A 15,274-nucleotide genomic window follows, 5' to 3' on the forward strand; every position below is an offset into this window, starting at 1 on the left:
AGTTTTTAATTAAAAAAAATAACCGCATAAAAAAAGCCATTTCAAATTTGAAATGGCTTTTTTTATGCGGTTGATATATTAATGTTTTTTATCCTCTTCAGTTTCTTTATAATTCGCTTGTAGCTCCGCAAGCTTTTCTTTACCATATGCAAAGCGGGTAATTATATAGTATAGAACAGGTACTATAAATATTGCTAATGAAGTTGCTGCAAGCATACCGCCGAATACGGTCCAGCCTATTGTTTTACGGGCTTCGGCACCGGCACCTGACGCTATAATTAACGGCACCACACCCAATATAAAGGCAAGTGAAGTCATAATAATAGGTCGTAAACGCAGGCGTACGGCATCTAACACTGCCTTTTCCAGTTCTACTCCCCTGTCTACACGCTCTTTGGCAAATTCTACAATCAGGATCGCATTTTTGGCGGATAAACCAATCAGGGTGATTAAACCAATTTGTGCGTAAACGTTATTGATGAGGCTCGGCAGGAAGGTGAGGAACAGGATAGCGCCGAATGCGCCCAACGGTACTGCAAGCAGCACCGAAAACGGAACCGACCAGCTTTCATATAACGCCGCCAAAAACAGGAACACGAAGCCAATGGATAAGGCAAAGATGTATACAGTTTTTGAACCCGACAGCAACTCTTCCCGACTCAGGCCAGAAAATTCATAACCATAGCCCTGCGGTAAATTGGAAGCGGCAACCCGCTTTAAAGCCTCCAGGGCATCCCCACTACTGTAGCCTGGTTTGGTTACCCCATTGATCTCTGCCGAACGGAACAAATTGTAATGGGATATCAACGGCGCATTCTGTATATTTTGATAAGAGGTGAGCGCACTTAGGGGCACCATACTGCCGGCTTGGTTTCGTACATAGTATTGGCCTATATCCTTAATATCGGCCCGGTAATTGGTATCTGCCTGGGCTACTACCCTGAATGTACGGCCATACAAAGTAAAGTCATTCACATAGGAGCTGCCCATATATACCTGCAAGGCGTTATTAATATCAGATATAGCCACCCCCAGTTTCTTGGCTTTTTCCCGGTCAATAACTAACTGATAAGCCGGCGTTTTGGCGGTAAAGAATGTAAATGCCCTGGCAACTTCGGGCGCCTTATTAACCGCACCAAGAAAATTTTGTAATACGCTCTGGAAACGATTGATATCACCCCCCGCCTGTTTTTCTTCCAAAATAAATGAGAAACCGGAAGTATTACCCAGGCCTGGTATAGCTGGCGGCTGAATTACTACCGTGTTTGCCTCTTTGTACCTGGCCAGTTTTTGCTGTAATGTGGCTACAATTTCAGTAGCTACCTCTTTCCTGTCGCTCCAGGGTTTTAATTGTACAAATACAGTAGCACTATTAGGCTTGGTTGCAAAGTTAATGGCATTCAATCCGCCCAATGCCGCAAAGTGACTTACGCCGGGCACGCTATCAATAGTTGCCATCACCTCTTTAAGAATATTTACTGTACGCTGGGTAGATGAACCCTCAGGTAAATCATACGTTACATAAATACGCCCCTCATCTTCTACGGGCAAGAAACCGGATGGTTTACCTTTAAACAGAAACACTGTGCCGACGACAATAGCGATCAATATAAAAATTACAATTCGCGAGTGCTTAATGCTTGTATCGACACCATTACGATATTTATCAGTGACCCGGCCGAACCAGCCATTAAACTTTTCAAAGAAGCGGTCGAGCCAGTTCTTCGATTTCTTATCATCTTCATGCGGCCGCAGCAGCAGCGTACATAAAGCCGGCGTTAATGATAACGCAACAAATGCTGAGATAAGTACCGATATGGCGATTGTAATTGCAAACTGCTGATACAAGCGGCCTACAATTCCCGGTACAAAACCCACCGGTACAAATACCGCTGCCAAAATTAATGCAATAGCAATCACAGGGGCAGAAATATCTTTCATGGCCTGCTCGGTAGCATCTCGCGGCGACATTTTTTCTTCATCAATATAATGCTGAACTGCCTCCACTACCACAATAGCATCATCCACCACAATACCAATTGCCAATACGAATCCAAACAGGGTTAAGGTATTAATGGTAAAGTGTAACGGTACAAAGAATATAAACGTACCAATAATAGACACCGGTATAGCCAGCACCGGTATAAGTGTTGCCCGCCAGCTTTGCAGGAATAGAAACACCACCAGCACTACCAGGCCCAGCGCTTCGAGCAATGTATGTATTACTTCTTCTACCGAAACTTTAACTACAGTTACTGATTCAAATGGTACCACGTAATCCATATCTGCAGGAAAAGTTTTTTTAAGCTCTTCCATAGCAGCATATACACCGTCGGCTGTCTCCAGCGAATTACTGTTAGGTGCCTGGTAAACCAGCAGGTAAGAAGCCCGTTTTCCATCCACAAATGAGTTACCGGCATAGTTGAATTTGCCTAGTTGCACTCGAGCTACATCCTTTAAATGTACCACCGAGCCATTTGCAGGCTGTGTTCTTACAATTACATTCTCAAATTCAGCAGGCTTAACCAAACGGCCGCGAACTAACACGGTATACTCTACAGGTTGCCCGTTTATAATAGGCGGAGCGCCTACTGTACCTGCGGCTACCTGGGCGTTCTGCTCCTGCAGCGCCGAAGTTATGTCAGCAGGCGTAATACCTAATGCAGCCATTTTATCCGGCTTCAGCCATATACGCATACTAAAATCATCAGCACGTGTAAATACATCACCCACACCTTTAACACGCAGTAAAGCATCTCGGATACTGATGTTGGTATAATTATCGGTAAAGGTTACATCGTGTGTGCCCTTGGGCGAGTACATGGCTACCAGCATCAAGATGCTGGGGTTACGTTTACGTACCGTTAAACCCAAACGCTGTACTTCCTGCGGCAATACCGGTTCGGCAATACTTACCCGGTTTTGCACATCCAGCGCGGCAATATCAATGTTGGTGCCTACCTCAAAGTTTACCGTCATGCTCATTTGCCCGTTGCCGGTACTGTTACTTTGCAGGTAAGTCATGCCGGGCGTACCGTTTACCTGCACTTCTACAGGAGTGGCTACGGTTTGCTCTACGGTTTGCGCATCAGCTCCGGTATAATTACCGGTTACCTGCACTGTAGGCGGTGTAATATCCGGGTACTGACCTATAGGTAAAGAACTCATTGCAAGCAGGCCCACCGCTACAATTACCAATGAAATTACAATGGCCGTAACGGGTCTGCGTATGAAAGTATCTGCAATCATTTATATCTGCTTAATAATTTGAACAATCATTTGATTGCTTACTTGCCTTGCTGGTTTTGCGTCTGCTTACCCTGCCCTCCGGAAGCTGCAGTGCCTGCCCCGGCACCTGCCGCACCGGTTTTGCCATCCTGAGGTTTAGGCGGATGGTTGGTTACTTTAGCGCTATCCTGCAACCGCTGAAAGCCTTCGGTAATCACCTTATCACCTTCTTTAAGCCCATCAAGAACCACTATATTGGCATTTAAACGCGGGCCAAGCTTAATTTTACGCTGGTAAGCCACAGTATCCTGCGGCGCAACAAATACAAAAAACTCACCCATCTGCTCGGTTACGGCCTTGTAGGGAATAATAACCTGATCTCCTGATTGGCCATTGAGCACATTTACTACAGCACTCATCCCATCTTTTAACTCATCTTCGGGATTATAAAATTGAACGCGTACTTTAATTGTACCCGTTTGGTTGTTTACACCACGATCAATAGCTAATATTTTACCCGGCCGTTTGTACATCTGGCCACCGCTCAACTGTACCCGAAAAGTACTATCAGTGTAAGTGCGCTGCAGTTTGCCGAAACGTTCAATATCCTGCTGATTAACTACAATATCCACCGCAACCGGGTTTTCATTTGACAGCGTATTAAGCAATGTAGTGCCCTGAGAAATATCTGCTCCCAGTTTCACCTGTGATATACCAATACGCCCGGTGAAAGGAGCCCGGATAAGTGAATAAGACAGATCTGCAGCAGCAGACTGCACACCGGCGCGTGCTACTTCTACCTGTGCCTTACTCGTAGCTAAAGTAGCTATTGCCTGATCGTAAGTTTGCCTCGCCACAGCATCATTCTTCAATAAGAACTGATAACGGTCTGCATCCTTTTGCGCCTTTACCAGGTTAGCCCGGGCACTGGCTAAATTAGCCTGGGCTTGTGCGTAGGCGGCCTGGTATTTACGGCGATCTATCTCGTAGAGTATTTTACCCTTAGGCACAATCTCACCCTCTTTAAAATTTACAGCGGTAATTAAGCCGGATATTTGCGAACGCAACTCTACGCTGTTATAAGCGATTACCGTTCCTTGGTACTGGTCATAATACAGGGCATCACCTTTAATGGCTGGCTGTATGGTAACGTAAGTAGCCGGCGGCGCTGCATTCTCCTGCTTCTTTTTACCGCATGATGCCGATAACAGCAGCAGTGTACATGCAATAAGTATATAGTAGTTATTCTTCATGATTTAATCTTATCTGTATATAATTACCGGACTGCCAGAGTACCCAGGGCCCGTTCCAAATCAACTTTACTTGAAAGCAACTGGAACAATGCCGTATAGTAATTCAACTCAGCTGTGCGTAAATCAGCCTGTGCAACAATCAGATCTAAATATGTTTTAATACCTTCTCGGTATTGCAGGCTCACCACTTTGTAAACGTCTTTGGCCAGTTCAACATTTTGCTTTAGAAACTGCCAGTTGGTAAAATTGCTTTTATAATTAGCCAACGCCTGCACATATTCTGTATTGATTGTATTACGACTGTTAATAATATCCAAATCAGCGCGTTCTACCTGCAATTTCGCTTTACTTAAGTTTTGCAAGCGGCGCCCACCCTGAAATATAGGCAGCGTTAAACTCAAACCTGCGTATGAGGTTGGATATGCATTATTGTATAGCTTAGAAAATGAATCGTTAAAATATAACAGGTTATAAGCCCCTACTGCTGATAATGACGGCAAGAAACCATACCGGTAATAATTAACATTAAGGTTTTGCAGGTTTTTACTGGTCTGTAACTGACGAAATTCAACACGGTTGTTAACATTCAGTACCTGATTGGTATCTATATAAGCTTCGCGCTCATACCTTGTAGAATCATAAGACAAGGTGAAATTCCGGCTTGCACCTAAGCCCATTATCTGCTTCAGGTAAGCTGTTTTGCTCTTAATGGCCTCTTCGGTTTGCTTACGTGTAGCCAGCGAGTTATTTAATGCTATAGTTGCTTGTTTGTAGTCGGTTTTATCAACTACACCGGCCTGATAACGAACGTAAGCATCTTTTAAACTGCGTTGTAACCGCTTAATATCCTCGTTAACAATGGTAAGCTGCCTTTGCGATAAAAGCACATCAAAAAATGCTTTACTTACATCAGCCACTACTCCTATTTGCACCGTCTGCGTATTTTCCCGGTAATATAAACGTGAGTATCTTTTCGCCTTTGAGGCTAAAAAAACATCATTGTTATATATCACCTGGCTGGCCTGCACACCTAATGAAGAAACATTATTGCCAATAGCTAAAACTGATTGCTGACCGGTAGTAGTGCTGCCTGTGGTACCACCGTTAGTACCGCCTGTTCCGGTTCCTCCGGTTCCAGTACCACCAGTCCCTGTGCCCCCTGTGCCAGTACCACCAGTACCGGTACCTGTACCGCCTGTTCCGGTACCCGTACCACCGGTAGTGCCCCCGCCAGTCGTTGTGCCGCCGGTAGTAGTGCCGCCGGTTGAAGAAGCTATGTTTGCAGTTCGCTGAAAGAAACGCTGATAACTACTGGAAGAATTAATCTGCGGTAACCAGGCTGACAGTGCAATACCTATATCACGTTCATTTATCGCTTCATCAATGCCCGCCTGCTTTGCCCCTGGTTGATTTCGCAAAGCGTAATCAATGCACTGACGAAGGGTTAAAGGTTGTCCAGTACTGGTATCAGGGCGGCTTTGTGCGGCTGCAAAGTGTGATAAGAATATAATAAATATAAAAAGAACACCAAGTCGGAAAATTTTCATAAGAGCAGTAGCAATGCGCTAAAAAAACGCAGATAAAAATCAAATGTTTTGATTTTAGTTATTAATTAGCAGACAAATCTGCAACTTTTATAACGCTGAAGTTTAAACCGGCTAAATTTTTACAATGACCGGATGTTGAAACAACAAAACTTTCCTGTCAATAATTTTATAACTTTTTGACAAATGCATATAGTGATAAAACAAAAATTTTTAGGTAATTTGCAGATTGATAGCAAATGCTTTTACACGTATAGTGTTTAAAAATTTACATATCAACTATAAGTAGTAAACTTTATTGATGCTATTTTTACAAAAAATTTAAGCAGGGTTAATACATGCGTAAAAAACTACATGAGAAAATTTCTCAGTTTAGAGATGCGGAAATAATTAAGGAAAAAGGATTATACCCTTACTTCAGGGCCATTGACTCAGGACAAGATACTGAAGTGATCATTGACGGACAGCGTGTGCTGATGTTCGGTTCTAACTCTTATCTGGGCCTAACCAGTCATCCCAAAATTAAAGAAGCATCAAAAAAAGCGATTGACAAATATGGTACCGGTTGTGCAGGTTCGAGGTTTTTGAACGGCACACTGGATATACACGTAGAATTAGAAAACCGCCTGGCCCGTTTTGTAGGTAAAGACGCTGCCTTATTATTCAGCACCGGTTTTCAGGTAAATTTGGGTGTGTTATCATGCATTACCGGCCGTAACGATTATTTAATTATTGATGAGTATGACCATGCTTCTATTATAGATGGTTGTCGCCTTTCTTTTTCCAAACTGATTAAATACGCTCATAATGACATGCAGGACCTGCAGCGTAAAATGAGCATGCTGCCTGAAGAAGCGGTAAAAGTAATTGTGGTGGATGGCATCTTCAGTATGGAAGGTGATATTGTAAAATTACCCGAAATAGTAGAGATAGCTGATCAGTTTGGCGCCAGCATATTTGTAGATGACGCCCACAGTTTAGGCGTTATTGGTGAAAATGGCTCTGGTACTGCTTCGCATTTTGGCTTAACAGACAGGGTGGATATGATTACCGGCACTTTTAGTAAATCATTAGCTTCATTAGGCGGTTTTATTGCTGCTGATCAGGAACTGATTGAATACTTAAAGCACCGCGCCCGTTCACTAATGTTCAGTGCCAGCATGCCTCCGGGTATGGTAGCCAGCGTATTGGCCGCGCTTGATATTATTGAAACTGAGCCTGAGCATGTGGAAAAGCTATGGAGCAATACTAACTACGCCATGAAACTGCTTCTGGAAGAAGGCTTTGATTTAGGCCCCACTGAAAGCCCGATAATACCTATTTATATCAGGGATAATGATAAAACTTTTCTGGTGACCAAACACCTGCAGCATGATGGCATATTTGTAAACCCGGTAGTTTCGCCGGCTGTGCCTTCTGATTCTTCGCTGCTTCGTTTTTCGCTTATGGCTACCCATACCTTCGAACAAATTGAAGAAGCAGTAGATAAACTGGTAAAAGCGTTTAAAGCTGCCGGCGTAGAAACCATTAAAGAAAGGATATGATCCGTGTAGTACCGGTGAATTCTAAAAAGGAGCTCGGCTCCTTTATTGATTTTCCGCACGATTTATATGACGGTGACCCAAATTATGTGCCTGAGCTTTTTATCGCTCAGCGCGACTTGTTAACCAAGCACCCCTTTGTAAAGCATAACCCGATACAGTGTTTTCTGGCTTATCACAATAATAAAGTAGTTGGCCGCATTGCTGCTATCTTAAATAATCATTACAACGAATTTAACAACGCCAACGATGGTTTTTTTGGCTTCTTTGATTGTATAAACAACCATGAAGCAGCCGCTGCTTTAGTAGCCGAAGTTGTAAAATGGTTGCAGGAGAAAAAGGTAAGCAAACTCATCGGCCCTGTTAATTTTTCTACTAACGAACCCAGCGGTTTATTGATAGAAGGCTTTGACAGCCCTCCGGTTATACAGATGACCTACAACTATTCCTACTATGCTTCATTGCTTGAAGATGCAGGATTGAAAAAGCAGATCGATCTGATTGCCTATAATTTTGGCGATGACTATAATGATCGTGCTTTTCACATGCTTGACCGGCTGGAAGAACGTTTGAACAGAGGCGGCATTACGATACGTAAACTAAACCTCAAAGACTTTAAAAACGAAGTTAACAAACTACGGACGGTGTATAACAGTGCGTGGGATAAAAATTCCGGTTTTGTGCCCATGACGGATGAAGAATTTAATTATGCAGCAAACGATCTGAAGCTGATTGTTGACCCCAGGTTTTGCTGTGTTGCAGAACATAACGGTAAGGCAATTGGCTTTGTATTAACTCTGCCTGATATTAATCAGGTTTTAATTAATATCAAAAGAGGACGTCTGTTCCCTACCGGATTGATGAAACTTTTATGGAACAAGCGAAAGATCAACGGCATTCGTATATATGCCCTTGGCGTACTGGAAGAGTTTCGAAAGCGAGGCATCGAGGCCGTACTTTACGGTAATGTAATTAAAGAATATAAGGTACGTGGTTTTCATAAAGCTGAAGCATCATGGATATTGGAAAATAATGATATGATGAATAAAGCCATTATTGATATCAACGGCAGCCCTTATAAAACCTATCGCCTTTACGAAAAAGCAATATGAAAGGTAGGATACTCATTACCGGCGCAAGCGGCTTTGTAGGTTATCATTTGATTACTGAAGCGCTGAAAAACAATCTGGAGGTATATGCTGCCATCAGGAAGAGCAGTAATGTAGAACATCTTAAGGGCCTTAATATTCAATTCACCTATCCTGATTTTGGTAATGCCGAAAGTTTAAGGCAGGAGTTTAAAGAGAAACAGTATGATTATGTGATACATGCCGCCGGGGTAACCAAAGCACGGTCTGGCCAGGAATATCATCATATCAATACGGTATACACCCGCAATTTAGCGCAGGCTGCAGTAAGTATAAATCATCATTTTAAAAAGATGGTTTTTATCAGCAGTTTGGCCGCCATTGGCCCTTTGCACACTTCAAATGGTATACTTACTGAGCACACTGAGCCTAAACCTGTAACTGCATACGGAAAAAGCAAGCTTAAAGCAGAACAGGAATTACACCAGACAACTACGCTTAATTATACCATTCTGCGCCCTACGGCAGTTTACGGGCCCAGGGAAAAAGATATTTTTATTTTTATAAAGCAGATAGCCAAAGGCTTAGAGCCTTACATTGGTAACAAGGCGCAAAAACTGAGTTTTGTTTATGTAACTGATTTAGCCAAAGCCAGTGTAACAGCATTGGAAGGCGGCGACCGTAAAACCTACAATTTAAGTGATGGTAATTTTTATGACCGGTATGAAATGGCAGATATCGCCAAGAGTATTTTAAACACAAAGGCTATAAAATTACATTTGCCAATGGGGCTGGTAAAACTAATTGCTTCGGTTGCGCAAAGCGTCAGTCGGCTAAAAAACCAGGCATCTGCATTAAATATAGAAAAACTAAAGGAACTTACCGCTGCCAACTGGAATTGCAGTATAGAGGAAGCTAAAATTGACCTGGGGTTTTACCCCCAGTATAATTTACAAAAAGGCTTAACTGAAACCTTGGCCTGGTATAAGGCTAACAAATGGCTTTGAGCCAATAACTATTAACAATAATTACGTTTGACCATGACAAGCAATGTTAAACCTGCCGAAGGAAAGCTGGGTATATTAATACCTGGCCTGGGCGCTGTAGCCACTACCTTAATTGCAGGTGTTGAAGCCGTTAAAAAAGGCCTATCACAACCAATAGGAGCACTTACCCAAATGGGCAGTATCCGTGTGGGAAAAAGAACCGAAAACCGCTATCCGAAAATTAAGGATTTTGTGCCGCTCGCGGATTTAAATGAGATTGTATTCGGCGGATGGGATGTATATGCAGATAACGTTTACGAAGCTGCGGTTAATGCCAAAGTATTAGAGCCAAGCCTGCTCACTTCTGTAAAAGATGAGTTAGAAAGCATTAAGCCGATGAAGGCCGCCTTTGATAAGGCCTATGCCAAAAACCTGGATGGTACACACGTTAAGGAAGGTACCCGCAAGCAAATGGCTGAAGAGTTAATGGCCGATATTCAAAAATTTCAGCAGGAGAACAACTGTAGCCGTATTGTACTGGTATGGTGCGGTTCAACTGAAATTTACTTTGAAGAATCGGAAATTCATCAATCAGTTGAAAAATTTGAGAAGGCATTGGAAGATGACGATATGCGTATTGCACCAAGTATGTTATACGCTTACGCTGCACTTAAATTAGGTATACCTTTTGCCAATGGTGCACCCAACTTAACCGTTGATATACCGGCTATGGTAGAACTGGCCCGCAGCACTGAGACTCCGATTGCAGGAAAAGACTTCAAAACCGGACAAACCTTAATGAAAACCATTTTGGCTCCGGGTTTGGCGGCACGCGCTTTAGGAGTAAAAGGTTGGTTTTCTACTAATATTTTAGGTAACCGCGATGGCTGGGTGCTGGATGATCCAGACAACTTTAAAACCAAAGAGGTATCAAAGCTGAGTGTATTGGAAGACATTTTTCAGCCAGACCAAAATCCGGAATTGTACGGCGAGCTTTATCATAAAGTTCGTATTAACTACTACCCTCCTCATGGCGATAACAAAGAGAGCTGGGACAACATTGATATTTTCGGCTGGTTAGGTTACCAGATGCAGATTAAAATTAACTTCCTGTGCCGCGACTCTATACTTGCAGCACCAATAGCTTTGGATTTAGCCCTGTTCAGTGATTTGGCAAAACGTGCCGGCATGAGCGGCATCCAGGAGTGGTTGTCTTTCTACCTGAAATCACCGCAGGCAGCACCCGGCTTACATCCTGAGCATGATATTTTTAAGCAATTAATGAAGTTGCAAAACACATTACGCCACATGATGGGCGAAGATTTAATCACCCACTTGGGGCTAGATTATTATCAGGATGTGGTTGAGTCGATGTAATTGTATTATCTCTAAAACACAATCAGCCGTTAGTAGTACTAACGGCTGATTGTGTTTTAGGCTGCCGGGTTACTTAGCGTAGCAACATAATAAAGTTAATCAAATGATTAAAAATTACTATTGAGTAACAATATAATATACCAGGAAGACTATTTTTGTAAAATAACTATTTGCAAGGTTTTGCGTTGTAACGCTGAATGATTGTAAAGTATGTTACTATATTTTATAATCATTACAATACTACATCATACCATAAATTTATACTGTTGATACCACGTTCCGCTATTGCAGGTGTTACTGCACAGTTACTGTCTGCGTCAAATACCGACAAATATTCCATTTATTTAAAGCGTTTCTGTTTATTGCTGTTGATGCTATCATTTTCAGTTTTTGTAAAAGCCCAGGAAACTAAAGTGGTAGGCACCGTAACCGATGTTAGTAACCATCAACCTATCTCTTACGTAACTGTAATGTTTAATGGTACTACTATCGGTACGCAAACCAGCGATGTAGGTAAGTTTATTTTGCGCTCTACGGCAGCTCAAAGCCGCATAAAAGTTTCCTTTGTGGGCTACAAAACCACCATTTTGGATATTACGCCCGGAAAAGTACAAACTGTAAATATCCGGTTGCAGCCAGATGCACAGCAACTGTCTGAGGTAACCATAAAAGCCGGTAAAAAAACGAAGTATACCAACAGAGATAACCCGGCAGTTGAATTGATACGCCAGGTTATTGCGCACAAGAACGAAAACAGACCCGGCCATTATAATTACGAAGAGTATAAAGAGTATGACCGGATGGTTTTGGCTTTAGAAAATGTATCTCCTACTATTAGTGATAAAAAATTCTTCCGTAAGTATAAGTTTCTTTTGGATAACCGCGATACTTTATCGGCTCCCGGTAAATCATTGCTGCCGGTATATATCAATGAGAAGCTAACGCAAAATTACTACCGCAAATCACCCGAAAAAACAAAGTCCATTGTATTGGGGAAAAAGGATGTGAATTATGGCGGACTGATTGATAACGAAGGATTAACTACTTACTTTAAGCATTTGTACAGATATGTTGATTTGTATGAGAATAATATTGTGCTGGTTACCAATCCATTCTTAAGCCCTATAGCTGACGGTGCACCCGCATTTTACAAATACTTTATTACCGATACCATTGCAGTAAACAACATCAAAGTAGTTGAGCTGAGCTTTACTCCCCGCAATACCAACGGTTTTTTATTTGAAGGTAAAATCTACATTACCCTGGACGGCCGTTACGGGGTTCAAAAAGCTAACCTGTACATCAATCCCCGTATCAATTTAAACTGGGTAAAATCGATGCGTATCAACCAGGAATACGCAGTGAATACTGATGGCCGGTATCATGTTACAAAATCTACTACCCTTGCCGATTTTGGTGTTACCCGAAAGAAGGCCGGTGGCGTTTTTGGCGAGCGAACGGTAGCTTACAACAACTATGTTACTGATAAACCCCGCGCAGATACCACTTACAAGGGCGAGGCTGAAGTTGAGTTGGAAGGGGTAAAAACACGCAGCGATGCTTTCTGGCAGGAAAACCGCATTGATACGCTAAGCGGTGCTCAAGCCAAGGTTTATGGCAACGTTGACAGTTTGCGCAATATGCCATCGTACAAAAAAATTGTGTTCTTTGGCAATTTGCTGCTGGCTGGTTATACTACCTTTAAAAAATTCGAGATTGGTCCAACTAATACGTTTTACAGTTTCAACCCGGTAGAAGGCTTCCGCCTCCGGTTAGGAGGTCGCACCACGCCTGAGTTAAGTAAACGTTATTACTTTGAAACTTATGGGGCCTACGGCTTTAAGGACGAAAAATTTAAGTTTTTTGTAAGCGGTACTTACTCCCTGAATAACCGGTCAATTTACAAGTTTCCTCAAAATTACATAAGAGGCAGTTTTCAACGGGATATAAGGATACCAGGGCAGGAGTTGCAATTTGTGCAGGAAGACAACTTCTTTCTTTCCTTTAAACGCGGCAATAACAATAAGTACCTGTATAATGATTTTTACCGGATAGATTATGTACATGAATTTGAAAACCACTTCTCTTATAGTATAGGGTTGCGCAAATGGACACAGAGCCCGGCCGGAGATTTGACATTTGCAAATATTGTAAACAACCAGTTGCATAATATAAATAACCTTACTACTTCGCAGGTTTCGCTACAATTGCGCTATGCTCCGCACGAACAGTTCTATCAAGGCCGTGTATACCGTACGCCTTTCCTGAATAAGTACCCCATATTTACATTAAACATAGTTCAGGGGCTAAATAATGTATTAGAAAGCAAGTACAACTATACCAATGCCAGCCTGAACATCTATAAACATGTTTACCTTTCGCAGCTTGGCTTCGCCGATGTAACCCTGGAAGGCGGTAAAATATTTGGACAGGTGCCTTACCCTCTTTTAGAAATTCATCGTGCCAATCAAACCTATGCTTACAGTATCAACTCCTACAACTTAATGAACTTTTTAGAATTTGTGAGTGACCGTTATACCAGCATCAACATTGATCAGCACTTTAATGGCTTCTTCTTTAACCGCATCCCCTTGTTTAAACAGTTGAAATGGCGTGAAGTAGCATCTTTTAAAGGGTTGTGGGGCGGTTTGAGTAACCGTAACAATCCAGACCTTAACCCGTCGCTGTATCGCTTACCTGCCGAGCCCGACGGAACACAAATTACCTACACCTTGGGCAGCAAACCTTATGCTGAAGGAAGTGTTGGTATAGAAAATATTTTCAAGCTGCTAAGGGTTGACCTAGTGCGTCGTTTTACGTATTTAGACCATCCAGATGCACCAAAATGGGGTATCAGGGCCCGTGTTCAGTTTGTTTTTTAATAGCTTTGCAACCAATCACTTTTTGTATGGCAACACCAACTACCACAAACGGCTCCACCAATATGCGTACGCAGTTACAACTGGGTATTTATAAAGTAATTGACCCGGTAGTTAAAGTATTTATTAAACTGGGGCTTACTCCAAACGCAGTAACATCTATTGGTTTTGTATTGAATGTTGGTGTGGCCGTTATATTTATTGCCGGTGCCGAAGAAGGGCAACGTGCTGATTTGCGTTACGTAGGCTGGGCTGGCGGACTTATATTATTTGCGGGCCTGTTTGATATGCTTGACGGACAGGTGGCCCGTCTGGGTAATATGAAATCGGTTTTTGGAGCTTTGTACGATTCTGTACTGGACCGCTATAGCGAACTGATTATGTTTTTGGGCATTTGTTACTACTTAGTGGCTCACCACTACTTCTTGAGCTCTATATTCGCTTTTATAGCGCTGATTGGATCAATGATGGTGAGTTATGTACGCGCACGCGCCGAAGGCCTGGGCATTGAATGCAAAGGCGGCTTAATGCAACGCCCTGAACGTGTGATAACCATTGGCCTGTGCGCGCTGCTATGTGGCATATTATCACTATCTATTGGCGGCGATTACAAACTATACGTCCCGGGTATTCCGTTTCACGTATTTGAAACCATGTCGGTATTTACCATTCCCATCGTTTTATTAGCAGTACTTACCAACGTTACTGCGTTTAAAAGATTAAAAGATGCAAAAAAATCTATTGAAGAACTGGAAGGCTCTTCAGAATAATCTACAGCTGGCAGGCATATTGGGTATTTTATTCATTACATGTTGTTTGGAACCGGTTTACGCATATCCAACAATCATAACAAAGCCAGCTACCATTTTAGAATTAACCGCAGATACTGCAAAAAAAACAGTTAAGTCATCCAGCCCATATCTAACCATTCCAGGCACTGTTAACCGGCTTTTTTATTTACAGCGCGATCCTAACCCGAACACAGTAATTTATGAACTGAATGCTCCCGGAGGGCATTTAGATACTGATGAGCCGGTACATCCTTACTGGATACGCTACAATGAGAAAGGGCAGAAACAGGATTTAAGTTATATTCAGCGTAAATTTGCTTATGGTGTCAGCGCAAAGGAATCGGGTGCAGGGCGCTTCGATCTTCGGTTGGCTGCCTACAAAAAGTATCCGCTCACGCTAATGAAGGGGCCTGATGGTAAATATCATATCTTCGCAACAATTTCAAAAAGGCAAGCCGTTATTAACCGTATTTTTGTTAAAATTGAAGGAGGTACGCTTTGGTTTCCAAATGTGCGCTATATTGAGGTTTTGGGTACCGATGCTCAGACCGGTACTGCAGTAATTGAACGTTTTAAACCCTGATTAA

At 42.4% G+C, this 15,274-nt stretch carries 10 protein-coding genes; 7 read left to right on the top strand and 3 right to left on the bottom strand.

Annotated elements, in window-relative coordinates:
• Window positions 1-78: 78 nt before the first annotated feature.
• Genes ACY652_RS18385 through ACY652_RS18395 form a run of 3 tightly spaced genes read right to left on the bottom strand, consistent with a single transcriptional unit; the run spans window position 79 to window position 6,028 of the window.
• Complete coding sequence (locus ACY652_RS18385) at window positions 79-3,249, bottom strand: efflux RND transporter permease subunit (protein WP_462265847.1); 3,171 nt, start codon at window positions 3,247-3,249, stop codon at window positions 79-81.
• A 38-nt stretch (window positions 3,250-3,287) separates the two neighbouring features.
• Complete coding sequence (locus ACY652_RS18390; protein ID WP_462265848.1) at window positions 3,288-4,481, bottom strand: efflux RND transporter periplasmic adaptor subunit; 1,194 nt, start codon at window positions 4,479-4,481, stop codon at window positions 3,288-3,290.
• A gap of 23 nt (window positions 4,482-4,504) precedes the next feature.
• Window positions 4,505-6,028, bottom strand: coding sequence for a TolC family protein (locus ACY652_RS18395; RefSeq protein ID WP_462265849.1), 1,524 nt, complete (start codon window positions 6,026-6,028; stop codon window positions 4,505-4,507).
• A gap of 335 nt (window positions 6,029-6,363) precedes the next feature.
• On the opposite strand from ACY652_RS18395, the gene spt reads away from it, so the two are divergent.
• From spt to ACY652_RS18430, 7 genes are all read left to right on the top strand, one after another.
• Window positions 6,364-7,569, top strand: a complete 1,206-nt coding sequence (gene spt / locus ACY652_RS18400) for a serine palmitoyltransferase (protein ID WP_462265850.1) — start codon at window positions 6,364-6,366, stop codon at window positions 7,567-7,569.
• Complete coding sequence (locus tag ACY652_RS18405) at window positions 7,566-8,678, top strand: GNAT family N-acetyltransferase (protein WP_462265851.1); 1,113 nt, start codon at window positions 7,566-7,568, stop codon at window positions 8,676-8,678. The genes spt and ACY652_RS18405 overlap by 4 nt, the downstream gene beginning before the upstream one ends.
• On the top strand, window positions 8,675-9,661 hold the full coding sequence (locus ACY652_RS18410) for an NAD-dependent epimerase/dehydratase family protein (protein WP_462265852.1): 987 nt from the start codon (window positions 8,675-8,677) through the stop codon (window positions 9,659-9,661). Before ACY652_RS18405 ends, ACY652_RS18410 begins: the two co-directional genes overlap by 4 nt.
• 33 nt (window positions 9,662-9,694) lie before the next feature.
• Window positions 9,695-11,017 carry an inositol-3-phosphate synthase gene (locus tag ACY652_RS18415; protein ID WP_462265853.1) on the top strand — a complete coding sequence of 441 codons (1,323 nt, stop codon included), beginning with the start codon at window positions 9,695-9,697 and terminating at the stop codon, window positions 11,015-11,017.
• A gap of 371 nt (window positions 11,018-11,388) precedes the next feature.
• On the top strand, window positions 11,389-13,899 hold the full coding sequence (locus ACY652_RS18420; RefSeq protein WP_462265854.1) for a DUF5686 and carboxypeptidase-like regulatory domain-containing protein: 2,511 nt from the start codon (window positions 11,389-11,391) through the stop codon (window positions 13,897-13,899).
• A gap of 26 nt (window positions 13,900-13,925) precedes the next feature.
• Complete coding sequence (locus ACY652_RS18425; RefSeq protein ID WP_462265855.1) at window positions 13,926-14,666, top strand: CDP-alcohol phosphatidyltransferase family protein; 741 nt, start codon at window positions 13,926-13,928, stop codon at window positions 14,664-14,666.
• Window positions 14,667-14,712: 46 nt separating this feature from the next.
• Window positions 14,713-15,270 carry a DUF4833 domain-containing protein gene (locus ACY652_RS18430; protein WP_462265856.1) on the top strand — a complete coding sequence of 186 codons (558 nt, stop codon included), beginning with the start codon at window positions 14,713-14,715 and terminating at the stop codon, window positions 15,268-15,270.
• Window positions 15,271-15,274: the final 4 nt, after the last annotated feature.

The organism is Mucilaginibacter sp. (assembly GCF_965200995.1).
Lineage (GTDB): Bacteria > Bacteroidota > Bacteroidia > Sphingobacteriales > Sphingobacteriaceae > Mucilaginibacter.